Raw genomic sequence first — 14,685 nt, forward strand, 5'->3', positions numbered from 1 at the left:
GTAAAGATGAAACGTCTGGGCTCCGCATGTACCCTGCAGGTGGAAGGGTGTGCCCGGGTGGGTACTCCAAGCGATCTGCAGCGGCGATGGCCTGCAGCGACGACGAGGAGGTGGTGTTGCGATGCGCAGCGAACCCCCCAGTCGAAGGCCGCGCGGCGTCGCCCCTTCGCTCTCTCGCTGATTCTCGGCCGATCTGGTTCGGCTGTGCGTGACAGCCGTGGTGGTGGACGCCCGCGGTGGGCAACACCGTCTCCCGATCCACTTTCGTAGCATCCCCGCGGCCGGGCCGCGAGCATGCGCGCTGTCGCGCCAGAGGACTCTCCCATGTCGCAGATCGACCTCGTCGAAGCACGTCACGTACCCGCCGATTCCGCTGTGCCGGAAGCGGATTCGCCGCAGCAGCACCGGCCGTCCGGCACCGACGACCACTCGGTGACCGAGGCGCTGGAGATCCTGTCGGAATCGGTGCGCCACCTCGTCGAGACCCACCGGGTCGACGGCGCCATGGAGTGGCTCGACAACCGCCCGCCGCACGTCATCGCCGACGCGCTGGCCCGGATGGACGCCGTGCAGGCCGGTGTCGTGTTCCGGCTGCTCGACAAGGACCGCGCGATCACCGTCTTCGAGGAACTGGAGCCGGTCGACCAGCAGCAGATCCTGCAGGGCCTGCGCGAGAAGAGCTTTCGCGATCTGGTCGAGGCGATGGACCCCGACGACCGCGCCCGCATGCTGCACGAGGCGCCGGCCAAGGTGGCCAAGAAGGTGCTGGCCGGGCTGAGCCCGCGCGAGCGCCGGATGACCGCCGCGCTGCTCGGCTACCCGGAGGGCTCGGTCGGCCAGTACATGACGCCGGAAGTCGTTGCGCTGCCGGACAATCTGACCGTCGCGCAGGCGCTGTCCTGGGTTCGGGCCAAGGGCGGCAACGCCGAGACGGTGTACACGCTGCCGGTCGTCGACTGTGGGCGCCGGCTCACCGGCATCGTCGAGCTGCGCGAGCTGGTGCTGCACGCGCCGGACGCGATGGTGTCCGAACTCGTCGTCACCGAACCGGCGTTCGCGCGGGCCACCGACTCCGCCGAGAAGGCCGCGCGCCTGATGAGCTCCACCAACGACATCAACCTGGTCGTCGTCGACAGCGAGGACCGGGTGGTCGGGCTGCTCACCATCGACGACGCGATGGAGGTGCTCGAGGCCGCCGACAGCGAGGACGTGGCCAAGCAGGCCGGTTCGGCACCGTGGGAGGGCCACTACATGGCCGCCAAGGTGTTCCAGCTGGCGCGCTACCGGGCGCTGTGGCTGATGCTGCTGCTGTTCGCGGCCACCCTGACCGTCAGCGTCACCGACGTCTTCTCCACCACGCTCGAGCAGGCGGCCAGCCTGGCGCTTTTCATCCCGCTGCTGATCGGCGCGGGCGGCAACGCGGGCGCGCAGGCGGCGACGGCGTGCGTGCGCGCCCTGGCCGTCGGCGAGGTGCGGGTCTCGGACCTGTTCAAGGTGATCTGGCGGGAATGCCGGGTCGGCCTGGTGCTCGGCAGCATGCTCGCCGCGGCGGGCCTGCTGATCGGCACGCTCTTCGTCGGCCCGAAGATCGCCGTCGTCGTCGCCATCACCCTGGTCATCATCTGCGGCTGGGCCGCCACCATCGGCGGCACGATGCCGTTGCTGGCCAAGAAGTTCCGGATCGATCCCGCCGTCGTCTCGGCGCCGATGGTCACCACCCTGGTCGACGCCACCGGCCTGATCATCTACTTCACCACCGCCAAGCTCGTCCTCGGCATCTGAGGCGGACCGGTCAGCTCTGGGGGAACAGGGTGAGGGCGCGGGACATGACGTCCCTGGCGACGTCGTCGGTGGCGGCGACGACTTCCACGATGGGGATTCGGCGGCCGAAGGCGGTGGATTCGGCCGGGAGCTCGGGGCCGACGGCGGCGGTGTAGATCGGAATCCGGTTGTCGTAGACCGAGACCGAGCGGTGCACGACGCGGCCGTCGATGTGTTCCTCGGTGCTGTTGGCGGCCAGGTAGGCGGGGACGCGGTACTCGTAGCCGACGGTGATCTTCTCGCCGCGGTAGCCGAACAGGCACTGGGTCAGGCGCTGTTCGTCGTCGGGGACCGTGTCGGCGAGTTTCGTGCGGACCGCGCACGGGTCGGCGCCGAGCAGCACGGTCGGGACCGTGTCGGGGGAGGTGCCCTGGGGTGGTGACTGCCGCCAGCGGTCGATCATGCCGGGGACCAGCTCATCGGCGACCGTGCACGGATTCCGGCCCGGCGGCGTGGACAGGCCGAGATAGAACGCGGCGCCGGCCGGGAAGTGCGCGGTCGCGCCGCACGAGCGGGGCTCGCCCGCGTCGCGGTCGGGGACCAGGCGCACGGTGACGTCGCCGAGCTGCTTGGTGACGCCCCGGCCGCCCGGCGTCAGGCCGGGGAGCAGGGTGGCGTGCCAGGTGAGGGTGGTGCCCGCACCGGAGGTGGCGCTGCCCAGGATCGCCCGGCACGAGTCCAGGCCGACGGTGACGCCGGTGACCTCGCCGAGCGGTGCCAGCGCCTCGCGGGGCAGCACGGCGCAGACGTCGACCTGGCGCGTCGCCTGGGCCACCGCGTCGCGCCCGGCCTGATCCTGCGGCACCTGCGACCAGAACTCCGGTGGCGGGGCGGGCATCACGGGGGCCGGTGGCGGCGGCAAGGTGTGGTAGTCGGGTGCCGAACCCTCGTCGTCGCCGCATCCGGCACAGACGAGCAACGCGGCAGCGGCCAGCGCCATCCTGCGGTCCATCAGCACCCCTGTCCTCGACGGAGCCGGGCTCGGACACGCGCCCGACCATCGAGTCTGCCCGCCGGGGCAACCAGGTCGCAAACATCTCGCGCCGGTCGTTCCCAGAACGTTGTGACCGCGCCCGTCTCAGCGCAGCAGCGGCAGGGTCTCGCGCATGATCTGTTCGGCGGCGCCCGAATCGGCGGTGACCGAGACCGTGGGAACGCGCGGGCCGAGCAGGGCGTCGGTGGGCCCGGCCGCCATGGCGGGGCCGACGATCGCGGTCAGCGAGGCGATACCGGACTGCGCCGCGGGCGCGTCGAACCGGTAGACCTGCCGCGCGCCCACCGCGAAGGCCGGGGTGTCGTCGGTGATCGAGCGTTCCTCGTTGTAGTCGTAGGTGATGATCGCCTGGTGCCCGTCGATGGTCAGCCTGCACGTGGTGACGGCCTGATCGGTGACCGGCACCCGGACCCCGAGCAGCGGCGCGACCGCGCACGGATCGGCCCCGGTGACCACCGTCCGATCCGAATCGGGGGAGCTGCCCTGTGCCGGGTCGGTGCGCCACGTGGTCAGCGCGATCCGCATGAGCGCCTCCGCGGTGGTGCACGCGTCCTTCGGCGCGCGCACGCTCATCGACAGATCGGCGCCCGCGACGAAGCGCGCCCACACCTGGCAGCTGCCGCGCACCTGGGGGTCGGCCGAACCGGAGGGCTCGTCGTCGAAGAGGACCCGCACATCGCCCATGGCCTGCTCGGTCACCGGGGCGTCCATGGTTGGCTCGCCGGAGAACATCACCCCGGTGGTCCAGGTCGCGTCGATGCCGGTGAGGTGCCCGTCGACCGCGATCCCCATCCGGCACTGGTTCGGGTGCACGTTCTCCACGTCCCGCACCGTCCCCAGCGCGGCCACCGCCGCGCGCGGGATCAGCGCGCACGCGTCGATCGCCCGCACCTTCCGCAGCACCGCCGCCTTCTCCTGATCGGAAACCGCCGCGGTGGACCAGAATCCGCCGGTCGGCATGGTGTCCGGCGCCTGCGTCCGCTGGCACGCGAGCAGGGTCAGGGCCACGGCGATGAGCGGGACCAGTCGGCGCACGTCAGTCCTCCCGGAACGGTTCGGCGGTGTGGCTCAGGATGTCTCGTCGTCGAGCGCGCGGTTCTGCCACGGCCGGAACGGTTTTCGGGACGACGATGCCGAGTGGCCGACGTAGCATGGTGGATCCCCCTGTCGTGATCGCGCGCCCGTGCCGAGGACCTACCAGCCGCAGTTTGCCGGGTGCCCGGGGAGAATGCAAAGCACGGCGAGTGGCCGGATTCACAGGGCGGGTCGCGGCCGCATGCCGGTGGCGGATCACGGGTGATGCGATGGTGGCGCGGCGGCGGTCGTGCCGCACAATAGGGGCCGCGTGTGTGGCGCGGGTGTCCGGTCGCAGTGGTCGGGTTCGGCGCGCCGCAACACAAGCTGTTGTGCTCACGGGAGTTGTCACCCACTACGAGTAGTGTTCAGGGTGAACGAGCTCGTGCACGGCGGCGGTGCGGGTCAACGGTGGAGGCAGAAAGGTGCGGAGGCGGAATGAAGCTCATCGATCGGGTAAGCGCCATCAACTGGAATCGGGTGCCCGATGAGAAGGACGCCGAGGTCTGGGATCGCCTGACCGGCAACTTCTGGCTGCCGGAGAAGGTGCCGGTGTCCAACGACATCCCGTCCTGGAACACCCTGACCCCCGACGAGAAGCAGCTCACCATGCGGGTCTTCACCGGCCTGACGCTGCTGGACACCATCCAGGGCACCGTCGGCGCGGTCTCGCTCATCCCCGACGCGCTCACCCCGCACGAGGAGGCGGTGTACACCAACATCGCGTTCATGGAGTCGGTGCACGCCAAGAGCTACAGCTCCATCTTCTCCACCCTGTGCTCGTCGAAGGAGATCGACGAGGCGTTCCGCTGGTCGGAGGAGAACCGCAACCTGCAGCGCAAGGCCGAGATCGTCCTGTCGTACTACAACGGCGAGGACCCGCTCAAGCGCAAGGTCGCCTCCACGCTGCTGGAGAGCTTCCTGTTCTACTCCGGCTTCTACCTGCCGATGCACTGGTCCTCGCGGGCCAAGCTCACCAACACCGCCGACATGATCCGCCTGATCATCCGCGACGAGGCCGTGCACGGCTACTACATCGGCTACAAGTACCAGAAGGGCCTGGAGCTGGTCTCCCAGGCCGAGCGCGACGAGCTCAAGAACTACACCTTCGAGCTGCTCTTCGAGCTCTACGACAACGAGGTCGACTACACCCAGGACCTCTACGACGAGGTCGGGCTGACCGAGGACGTCAAGAAGTTCCTGCGCTACAACGCGAACAAGGCGCTGATGAACCTCGGCTACGAGGGCCTGTTCCCGAAGGACGAGTGCGAGGTGAACCCGGCGATCCTGTCGGCGCTCTCGCCCAACGCCGACGAGAACCACGACTTCTTCTCCGGCTCGGGTTCCAGCTACGTCATCGGCAAGGCGGTCAACACCGAGGACGAGGACTGGGAGTTCTGAGCGAACCCCCGCACTGACGACGGCGGCGGCGCACCTGCTCGGGTGCGCCGCCGCTTCCGTCAGTGCGCGCGCTTGCGCCAGCGCAGTGGCGGCATGCCGTAGCGGCGGTGGAAGGCGCGGTTGAACGCGGCCTCGGAGTGATAGCCGACCGCGCCCGCGATCCGGCCGACCGGTTGCGCGGTCGAGCCGAGCAGATGCGCGGCGTGTTCGAGGCGCCGGTCGGTGACGTAGGCGCCGGGCGACTGCCCGAGCAGCCGGGTGAACCGGTCGGTGAAGGCCGAGCGTGAGAGCCGGGCCAGCGCCGCCAGCTCGGCGACCTGCCACGGGTGGTCCGGGCGGTTGTGGATCGCGGTGAGGACCGGGCCGAAGGCCGGGTCGAGGGCTGCGGTCAGCCAGCCGGGCGCGGTGTCGTCGGCGGCCGACCAGGTGCGCAGCGCGTGGATGAACAGCAGGTCCAGGATGCGCGAGATCATCACGCCCGCACCGGGTCTGGCGTCGCTGACTTCGACGACGAGCAGGTGCAGGCTCAGGGTCAGCCAGTCACGCTCGGCGCCTGCCCGGATCAGCACCACGGCGGGCAGCACCGACAGCAGCGGGTCGGCGATCACCTCCTCGACCTCGAAGGTGCCGGTGACCCAGCGTGGCGCCGCCGGATCGGCCAGGTCGCCGACCCTGCGGAACGTGTCGGCGGTGGTGAGGCCGCGTTCGGCGAGCGCCGGGGTGCCCGCGCCGAGCACGTGCCGATCGCCGCGGGCGAGCAGAGCCATGTCGCCCTCGCGCAGGGTGAACGAGCGGTCGTCGACGCGCAGCTCGAGCTCGCCGCGTTCGGCGATGTGCAGGAGCCGGAGACCGGCCGGAATCGCGATCGCGAACGGCGCCGGCGGCGCGCAGCGGACGAGGCGATCACCGCGTAACCGGACAGTGTGCAGGATGTCCGAGAGGGCGTCCAGCTCGGTATCGGGCGCGAGGGGATCGGCGGCGCCTGGTCGATCGGCAAATTTTCCCGGTCCATCGGTCATGGTATTTGCCTCATCATCCAAATATCGTGGATCCTGCTCGTCGCGTCAATCGTCCGGCGACGCACCGGACGATCCGGCCGCCGAGAACCCGACCGAGAGAAAGGCATCTCATGGCTGCCAAGCCGACAGTTGTTCTGGTTCATGGTTTCTGGGGTGGCGCCGCGCACTGGGCGAAGGTGATCGTGGAACTGAACCGGCGCGGTTATCCGGCGTTGCACGCGGTGGAGAATCCGCTCACCTCGCTCGCCGACGACGCCGAGCGGACCAGGAAGATGGTGGCCCAGGTCGACGGCCCGGTGCTGCTGGTCGGCCACTCCTACGGCGGTGCGGTGATCACCGAGGCCGGTGACCTGCCCAATGTCGCCGGACTGGTCTACGTCGCGGCCTTCGCGCCCGACACGGGGGAGAGCCCAGGTGCGATCAGCGAGCAGCACCCGCCCGCCGCGTTCGCGAACATCGCGCCGGATTCGGACGGCTATCTGTGGATCGCGCAGGACAAGTTCCACGAGAGCTTCTGCCAGGACCTGACCGCCGAGGAGGCGCTGGTGATGGCGGTGACGCAGAAGGCGCCGCTCGGGTCGACCTTCGGTGACACCGTCACCGCGCCCGCCTGGAAGGTCAAGCCCACCTGGTACCAGGTGTCCACCGAGGACCGGATGATCCACCCGGACAACGAGCGGCGGATGGCCGAGCGGATGAACCCGCGCGAGGTCGTCGAACTCGCCGCGAGTCACGCGTCGCTGGCCTCGCAGCCGGGGGCGATCGTCGACCTGATCGACACCGCGGCCGCCGCCGTCGCGAGCTGAATCCGCTACGCCGCCCGCTGTTTTCACCGGCGGGCGGCGTCGCAGGTTCCCGTGCTCGGGATTCGTCCGTAGCGTCGCTGGTATGAGCAACGCGATCACCCCGTTCCGGATCGACATCGCCCAGAGCGAGCTGGACGACCTGCGTCGCAGGCTGACCGACGCGCGCTGGCCCGCCCAGCAGCCCGGCGCCGAGTGGAGCCGCGGCGTTCCGGTCGCGTACCTGCGGGAGCTGGCCGAATACTGGCGCACCGACTACGACTGGCGCGCGGCCGAGGCGGAACTGAACGCCTTCCCACAGTTCACCACCGAGATCGACGGCCAGCGCATCCACTTCCTGCACGTGCGGTCGGCGCGGCCCGACGCGACGCCGCTGCTGCTCACGCACGGCTGGCCGGGGTCGATCGTCGAATTCCTCGACGTGATCGGGCCGCTCACCGATCCGGGCGCGCACGGCGGCGATCCGGCCGACGCCTTCCACCTGGTGATCCCGTCGCTGCCCGGCTACGGCTTCTCCGGTCCGGTGTCCGACACCGGCTGGAACCCGGCCAGGATCGCCGCCGCCTGGGTGGAGCTGATGGACCGGCTCGGCTACGAGCGGTTCGGCGCCCAGGGCGGCGACTGGGGCGCGTTCATCACGCCCGAGGTCGGGCGGGCGGGCGGTGACCGGGTGATCGGCGTGCACGTCAATGCCGCGACCGTCGGCTTCCTGCCGTTCGGGCCGGTCACCGACGCGGACAAGGCGACGATGACCGCGGCCGAACTGGCCAGGCTCGACCGGCTCGCGCTGTTCAAAGGTGAGGGCAACGGCTACTTCCGGATCCAGGCGTCCCGTCCGCAGACCCTCGCCTACGGCCTGCACGACTCACCGATCGGTCAGCTCGCGTGGATCGTGGAGAAGTTCAAGGAGTGGACGTTCCCGGCCGACGGCCTCCCGGAGGCGGCCGTGCGCCGCGATCGGCTGCTCACCAATGTGATGCTCTACTGGCTCACCGGCACCGCGGGTTCCTCGGCCGCCCTGTACTACGAGGCGACGCACACCGCGTCCTGGCCGACCACCCCGTCGGTCGCGCCGACGGGTGTCGCGGTGTTCGCCGAGGACGTCGCGATCCGCCGCTACGCCGAGGGCAACGCGCGGATCGTGCACTGGTCGGAGTTCGACCGGGGCGGGCATTTCGCGGCGATGGAGGCGCCGGACCTGCTGGTCGGCGATATCCGCGCGTTCTTCCGCGGTCTGCGCTGACTCAGCGGTCCCAGGGCGCCCGCAGGTCCGGGTCGTCGAAGGCCTTCGCCGCGTCCAGGTAGAGCTGGGAGATCCGGTGCTCGACCCGGGTGCGGTCGGCCTCGGGGAGGTCGGCCTGGCCGAGCCGGGCCGCGGCGTTGGTGACGGCGTGGAAGACGCGGGTGGGTTGCCCGTCGATGATGTCGGCGACCGGGAACTTGTAGTCGGCCTCGGTCGCCGGGTTCCCGCCGGGCTGCCGGTACAGGTAGATGCTCGCCAGCTTCCGCGGATCGCCCTTGGCCCATTCGAGCGCGTCGTGCTCGGCCCGATGCCCGTTCCACGGATGGTCGCGCGGCGCCCACGGCAGGTCCAGATCGGCGGCGTTGTCAGAATCCTGTGCCATGTCTTCTCCTCGTACTGCGGCGACGGAGCAACGGCGCCGAACGGCGCGACGTCATGGATCAGTGCCGGCCATGATAGCAATCGCGCTGCTACCTGCGGTTTGCCCATGGAAATCGGGCTTTTCCGATCCGCGTGGTTGCCGATCTAATCGGAGCATGACCGCGATCGGACAGCAGGCCATCCTCGGTGACATCCTCGATCGCGGCGGCGCGGGCGCGGGGATCGCCGTCGTCGACGGTGGTGGTGCGAGCTGGACCTACGCGGAGCTGTCCGGGGCGGCGCATCGGCTCGCCCGCGAGCTGATCGCGCACGCGGTGGGGCCGGAGTCCGTGGTGGTGCTGGCGCTGCCGCGTTCGGCGGAGCTGGTGCGCGCGGTGTGGGCGGTGGCCGCGACCGGCGCGGCCGTCCTGCCGATCGACCTGCGGCAGCCGCAGGCCCGGCGCCGCTATCTGCTGGCCGATGCCGCGGCCACGATCGGCATCACCACCCGGTCGATGGTCGCCGACCTGCCGACGTGGATCACCTGGCTGGTGCTCGACGATCCCGACCTCGCGCAGCGGTGCGCGCGGCACGATCCGGCCCCGCTCACCGAGGCCGACCGGGTCGCGCCGACGTATCTCGACCAGCTCGCCTATGTCCTCTACACCTCCGGGTCGACCGGGGCGCCGAAGTCCGTCGCGGTGACGCACCGCGGGCTCGCGACACTGGTCGCGGCGGTGTCGGCGCGGCTGGGCTCGCTCGAGCGGGCGCGCGTCCTGCAGGTCAGCTCACCGGGTTTCGATCTCTTCGTGCTCGAGCTGATGCTGACGTTCACCCACGGCGCGACGGCGATCATCGTGCCCCCGGAGATCGCCGGTGGCGGCGAACTCGACGAGCTCGTCGCCGCGCGCGCGGTCACCCACGCGGTGCTGACGCCCGGGGTGCTGGCGACTCTCGACGCGGCCCGCCACGTGACGCTGCGCGGGCTGGTGGTCGGCGGGGACGTCTCGGACCCGGCACTGGTGGCGCGCTGGGCGCCGGGGCGCGTCTACGTCAACGCCTACGGGCCGACCGAGACGACCGTCTTCGTCACGGCGGCAACACTGTTCGCGGGCGAGCCGGTGCTGCTCGGTGCGGCGTTCGACGGCTGGTCGGCGCGGATTCTGGACGAGCGGCTGCGTCCGGTGTCACCGGGCGAGCCCGGCGAGCTGTATCTGGCCGGGCCCGGTGTCGCGCGTGGGTACCGGCGCAGGCCCGCGACGTCAGCGATGCGTTTCGTGGCCGATCCCTTCGGCCCGGCAGGCGCGCGGATGTACCGCACGGGCGACCTGGTCCGCGCGCACCGCGGCGACGCGGCGGCCCTGGAGTTCCTCGGCCGCACCGACTTCCAACTCAAGGTGCTCGGCGTCCGGGTGGAACCGGGCGAGATCGACGCCGTCCTCACCGGGCACGACGCGGTGCGCTCGGCGATCACGACCGGGTGGGAAACCCCGGCGGGGGCGCGGGTGCCGGTGAGCTATGTGACCGCCGAGCCGGGCCGGGCCGTCGATACCGGCGCGCTGCTGACCTTCGCGCGGAGCAGGCTCGCGGCACACGCGGTCCCCGCGACCGTGATCGTCCTCGACGAGCTGCCGTTGACCCCGGTGGGCAAGGTCGACCGGGCCGCGCTGCCCGCGCCGGTGTTCGCCTCCCAGGGCGGCGCGGCGCCGACGGATTCGATCGAGCGGCTGATCGGCACGGTGATGGCAGGGCTGCTGGGGGTGGAATCGGTGGCCGCCCAAGACGATTTCTTCGCGCTGGGCGGGAACTCGCTGCTCGCCGCCCAGCTCGGGGCGCGCGTCGGCGCGGCGACCGGCAAGCAGATCCCGGTGCGCACCGTGTTCGACGCGCCGACCGTGGCCCGGCTCGCCGTCGCGGTCCGGCAGCTGGCGCAGGCGGCAGCGCGACCGCCGGTGACCCGGCGGGCCCGGCCCGCGTCGCTGCCGTTGGCGCCCGCCCAGCAGCGTCTGTGGGTGCTCAACCGGATCGACCACCGGTCGCCGGCGGACAACATCGCGCTGACGGTGCGGCTGCGCGGACCGCTGTCGATCGACGCGCTGCGCGCCGCCCTCGACGATGTCGTCGCCCGGCACGAACCGCTGCGTACCCGCTATCCCGATCGCGACGGGGTCGGCGTCCAGCACGTCGTACCCGTCGAACACGCGCGTACCGCGCTCCGGCCGGTGCCGGTGCGGCCCGCGGAACTCGCGGACGTGGTGGCCGAATTCGGCACGGCCGGATTCGATCTCACCGTCGATCCGCCGCTGCGCACCCGGCTCTTCGCGCTGGACGATCGGGAGCACGTCCTGGCCGTCGTCGTGCACCACATCAGCGCCGACGGCTGGTCGCTCGGTCCGCTGCTGCGGGATCTGCTCGACGCCTACGCCGCTCGGCTGCGGTATCGGGCGCCGGAGCTCGCGCCGCTGCCGGTCGACTACGCCGACTACGCACTGGCACACCAGGAATGGCTCGCCGACCCCGCCGGTGCGGCGACCTTCGACAGTCAGCTGCGGTACTGGCGGGCACGGCTGTCCGGCCTGGCTCCCCGATTGCCCCTGCCGGTCGACCGCCCGCATCCGCCGGTGGCGTCCGGGCGCGGCGCCGTCCTGGACCGCACGCTCGACGCCGAGCTCACCGCCGCCCTGCGCCGGATCGCGGTGGCGCACGGCGCGACCCAGTTCATGGTGGTGCACGCCGTGCTCGCGGTCGCGCTGGCCCGCTCGGGCGCGGGCGCCGATATCGTCGTCGGCACCCCGGTGGCCGGGCGCGGCGGCCCCGAACTGGACGATCTCGTCGGCATGTTCGTCGCCATGGTGGCGTTGCGCACGACCGTCGATCTCGCGCAGTCCTTCGCGACCCTGCTGACCCGGGTCCGCGACATCGACCTGGGCGCGCTCGCCAACGCCGACATCGGGTTCGAGCGGGTCGTCGAGGCGCTCGATCCACCGCGGACCCGGGCGCATCACCCGGTGTTCCAGGTGGTGCTCACCGCCGAGACGCGGGTCGAGCCGATCGCGGCCGATCTCGGCGGGCTCGTCGTCGAACCGGTCGAGCCCACCGCGACACCGGCGAAGTTCGATCTCCAGCTGACGATGTCGGATCCGGCGGCCGACACCCTGCGGCTGACCCTCACCTACGCGACCGATCTGTTCGATCGCGACACCATCGCGCGGTTCACCGAGACGATCGAGCGCGTCGCCCGCGCGGTCGCCGCCGATCCGGCCCGCACGGTCGGCGACATCGCGCTGGTCGAGCCGGCCGAGGCGCCCGCCGCACCCCGCGCCGACCATCGCACGCTGCGCGATCTGTTCGACGTCGCCGCGCATCGGCATCGGCGCGCGGTGGCCGTGCGCGCGGGGACGACCACCCTCACCTATCAGGATCTCGACGACCGCAGCGCGGACCTGGCACGGGAACTCGTCGCGCACGGTGCGGGGCCGGAGCAGCGGGTCGCGGTGGTCGTGCCGCGGTCGGCCGAGCTGGTGGTGGCGATTGTCGCCGTGGTGCGCTGTGGCGCGGCCTACGTTCCCATCGACCCCGGGAACCCGCGCGAGCGGATCGACTATCTGGTGGCCGATGCGCGCCCGGTGTGTGTGATCACCGAGGGGTTGGTCGTCCAGGGCGTCGAGTCCAGCGCCGCGCACCCAGCGCCCGGCACGGATACCCTCGCGGAGATCCGTGCCGCACAGGAACTCTCGGCTCGTTCGACGGTCGAGGCAGCGCCCGTCGGCGATCGGCGGCCGACCGATCCGCGGCGCGACGGGGTGGCAGGTCCGCTCTCCGCCCGGACGGACGGCATGATCCAGGCGGCGAACCTCGCCTACGTGATCTACACCTCCGGGACGACCGGGGCGCCGAAAGGCGTTGCGGTGGAACATCGCCAGGTCGTCGCCCTGCTCGACCGGACCCGGCGGGTGCTGTCCACTCGATCGACCGATGTCTGGGCGCTGTTCCATTCGACGGCTTTCGACTTCTCGGTGTGGGAGCTGTGGGGTGCGCTCACCACCGGCGCGGCGCTCGTCGTGGTCGATCAGGACACCGCGCGCTCGCCCGAGCACCTGCGGGAACTCCTGGTGCGCGAGCAGGTCTCGATCCTCGGGCAGACACCGTCGGCCTTCGCCGGTCTGGACGACGCCGACGCCCGCGCCACCGGTGCGCCACTGTCCCTGCGGCGCATCGTGTTCGGCGGCGAGGCGCTCGACCCGGGCAGGCTCGTCGCGTGGCGCGATCGGCACGGCGCGGACGGACCGCTACTGGTCAATATGTTCGGTATCACCGAGACCACGGTGCACGTCACCCACGCGACCCGCACCGACGGTGGTCACGACCGCGCGGGCAGTCCGGTCGGCCGACCGCTCGACGGTCTCACCGTGCACGTCCTCGACGACCGGCTGCGGCCCGTGCCGACCGGCGTCATCGGCGAGATCTATGTCGGCGGTACCCAGGTGACCCGCGGCTACCTGCACCGCCCCGGTCTCACCGCCACCCGCTTCGTCGCCAATCCCGCTGCGGCGGGCGGTGTCCTGTACCGCTCCGGCGACCTCGCCCGCTGGACCCGCGAGGGCACGCTCGAGCATTTCGGTCGCGCGGATCGGCAGGTGAAGATCCGCGGGTACCGCATCGAGCCCGCCGAAATCGAAGTGGCGCTGCTGGAATGCCCCGGCATCGCCGCCGCCGTCGTCGTCGAGCGTGCCGATCCGGCGACCGGACGACAGTTGATCGGCTACGTTGTGCCCGGTGGTGGCGGGCGGATCGACGGGGTCGAGGTCCGCGCGCAGCTGCGGGATCGGCTGCCGGAGTACCAGATTCCGGCGGCGGTCGTCGTCATCGCGAGTCTGCCGCTGACGCCGAACGGCAAGCTCGACCTCGCGGCACTGCCGAGCCCGGCGTTCGGTTCCGCCGCCTACCGTGCCCCGGCGGGCGCCGTCGAACCCCGCGTCGCCGCCGTCTTCGCCGAGTTGCTCGGCCGCGACCGGGTCGGGGCCGACGACTCGTTCTTCGACCTCGGCGGCAACTCGATGGTCGCGACCCGCCTGGTCGCGCGCCTGCGGGCCGAACTGGCCACCGAGGTCGCCCTGCTCTGGCTGTTCACCGACCCCACCCCGGCCGGGCTGGCGCGCCGCATCACCGAGGATACGGCGGGCACCGACGACTCGATGCTGACGCCGATGCTCGCCCTGCGCCGTCATGGCAGCGGCGCGCCGCTGTTCTGCGTCCACCCGGTGGTGGGGCTGGCCTGGAGCTTCGCCGGGCTGACCGGTGAACTCGACTGCCCGGTCTACGGGCTGCAAGCGCCGGCGATCGCCGAGGACACCGCGCCGCCGGAGTCGCTCGACGCGCTGGCCGAGGACTATGTGACCCGGATCAGGGCGGTCCAGCCGCACGGACCGTACCGGCTGCTGGGCTGGTGCGTGGGCGGCGTGATCGCCCACGCCATGGCGGTGCGGTTGCAGGAGCTGGGGGAGCGGGTGACGGTCCTGGCCATGCTCGACTCCTTCGTCGGGGAGGTCGGCTATCGCAGCGAGACGCCGGTGACGGTCGGGGATCTGCTCGGCCAGTTCGGCACCGACCACGAACTCGCTACGCCGGTGGACGAATTCACGCCCGACGACGCCGTCGCGCTGGTCGCCGAGCTGCCGGGACCGTTCACGGAACTGACCGCCGATCGGGTGCACCGGATCTTCGCGGGCATCCTGCACGCCCAAGTCATCGGCGCGGCGCACCGGGCCCGCGTCTTCGACGGCGACCTGCTGTTCTTCACCGCGGGCCGCGACGATCGCGGCGCGGGGCGGGCCGCCGGGGCGTGGCGTGACCACATCGGCGGCGTCATCCGCGATATCGCGGTCGACGCCACCCACTGGGACATCACCGGAGCGCGCGCCCTGACCACCATCGGACCCGCGCTGGCCGCAGCGCTCGATCGCGCGTGAG

The 14,685-nt window shown here is 71.4% G+C and carries 9 protein-coding genes; 5 read left to right on the forward strand and 4 right to left on the reverse strand.

Annotated features, from left to right (window positions below):
• Window positions 1-324 precede the first annotated feature (324 nt).
• Window positions 325-1,782 carry a magnesium transporter gene (mgtE, locus tag AB0H54_RS08755; protein ID WP_357343890.1) on the forward strand — a complete coding sequence of 486 codons (1,458 nt, stop codon included), beginning with the start codon at window positions 325-327 and terminating at the stop codon, window positions 1,780-1,782.
• A 10-nt stretch (window positions 1,783-1,792) separates the two neighbouring features.
• On the opposite strand, the gene AB0H54_RS08760 is transcribed toward mgtE, so the two are convergent.
• Window positions 1,793-2,773 carry a peptidase gene (locus tag AB0H54_RS08760; protein WP_357343892.1) on the reverse strand — a complete coding sequence of 327 codons (981 nt, stop codon included), beginning with the start codon at window positions 2,771-2,773 and terminating at the stop codon, window positions 1,793-1,795.
• Between the two features lie 126 nt (window positions 2,774-2,899).
• Complete coding sequence (locus tag AB0H54_RS08765) at window positions 2,900-3,850, reverse strand: hypothetical protein (protein WP_357343894.1); 951 nt, start codon at window positions 3,848-3,850, stop codon at window positions 2,900-2,902.
• Window positions 3,851-4,327: 477 nt separating this feature from the next.
• Here AB0H54_RS08765 and nrdF point away from each other — a divergent pair, with 477 nt between their 5' ends.
• On the forward strand, window positions 4,328-5,290 hold the full coding sequence (nrdF, locus tag AB0H54_RS08770; protein ID WP_019048442.1) for a class 1b ribonucleoside-diphosphate reductase subunit beta: 963 nt from the start codon (window positions 4,328-4,330) through the stop codon (window positions 5,288-5,290).
• Between the two features lie 59 nt (window positions 5,291-5,349).
• Here nrdF and AB0H54_RS08775 read toward each other — a convergent pair whose 3' ends face one another.
• Window positions 5,350-6,309 carry an AraC family transcriptional regulator gene (locus tag AB0H54_RS08775; protein WP_357343896.1) on the reverse strand — a complete coding sequence of 320 codons (960 nt, stop codon included), beginning with the start codon at window positions 6,307-6,309 and terminating at the stop codon, window positions 5,350-5,352.
• A 110-nt stretch (window positions 6,310-6,419) separates the two neighbouring features.
• Between AB0H54_RS08775 and AB0H54_RS08780 the strand changes: the two genes are divergently transcribed.
• Both AB0H54_RS08780 and AB0H54_RS08785 read left to right on the forward strand, forming a co-directional pair.
• Window positions 6,420-7,115 (forward strand): alpha/beta hydrolase, encoded by a 696-nt coding sequence (locus AB0H54_RS08780; protein WP_357343898.1) that lies wholly within the window; start codon window positions 6,420-6,422, stop codon window positions 7,113-7,115.
• 82 nt (window positions 7,116-7,197) lie between these two features.
• Complete coding sequence (locus tag AB0H54_RS08785; RefSeq protein WP_357343900.1) at window positions 7,198-8,355, forward strand: epoxide hydrolase family protein; 1,158 nt, start codon at window positions 7,198-7,200, stop codon at window positions 8,353-8,355.
• A gap of 1 nt (window position 8,356) precedes the next feature.
• Here AB0H54_RS08785 and AB0H54_RS08790 read toward each other — a convergent pair whose 3' ends face one another.
• Window positions 8,357-8,737, reverse strand: coding sequence for a hypothetical protein (locus tag AB0H54_RS08790; RefSeq protein ID WP_357343902.1), 381 nt, complete (start codon window positions 8,735-8,737; stop codon window positions 8,357-8,359).
• Window positions 8,738-8,891: 154 nt separating this feature from the next.
• Between AB0H54_RS08790 and AB0H54_RS08795 the strand changes: the two genes are divergently transcribed.
• On the forward strand, window positions 8,892-14,684 hold the full coding sequence (locus tag AB0H54_RS08795) for an amino acid adenylation domain-containing protein (protein WP_357343904.1): 5,793 nt from the start codon (window positions 8,892-8,894) through the stop codon (window positions 14,682-14,684).
• Window position 14,685: the final 1 nt, after the last annotated feature.

Source organism: Nocardia sp. NPDC050718 (genome assembly GCF_040654235.1).
Taxonomy (GTDB): Bacteria; Actinomycetota; Actinomycetes; order Mycobacteriales; family Mycobacteriaceae; genus Nocardia.

Excerpts from the sequence above, each read along its gene's own strand:
- nrdF (WP_019048442.1), top strand. The coding sequence starts at position 4,328 with ATGAAGCTCATCGATCGGGTAAGCGCCATCAACTGGAATCGGGTGCCC.
- AB0H54_RS08760 (WP_357343892.1), bottom strand. The coding sequence starts at position 2,773 with ATGGACCGCAGGATGGCGCTGGCCGCTGCCGCGTTGCTCGTCTGTGCC.
- AB0H54_RS08775 (WP_357343896.1), bottom strand. The coding sequence starts at position 6,309 with ATGACCGATGGACCGGGAAAATTTGCCGATCGACCAGGCGCCGCCGAT.
- AB0H54_RS08795 (WP_357343904.1), top strand. The coding sequence starts at position 8,892 with ATGACCGCGATCGGACAGCAGGCCATCCTCGGTGACATCCTCGATCGC.
- AB0H54_RS08785 (WP_357343900.1), top strand. The coding sequence starts at position 7,198 with ATGAGCAACGCGATCACCCCGTTCCGGATCGACATCGCCCAGAGCGAG.
- AB0H54_RS08780 (WP_357343898.1), top strand. The coding sequence starts at position 6,420 with ATGGCTGCCAAGCCGACAGTTGTTCTGGTTCATGGTTTCTGGGGTGGC.
- AB0H54_RS08790 (WP_357343902.1), bottom strand. The coding sequence starts at position 8,737 with ATGGCACAGGATTCTGACAACGCCGCCGATCTGGACCTGCCGTGGGCG.
- mgtE (WP_357343890.1), top strand. The coding sequence starts at position 325 with ATGTCGCAGATCGACCTCGTCGAAGCACGTCACGTACCCGCCGATTCC.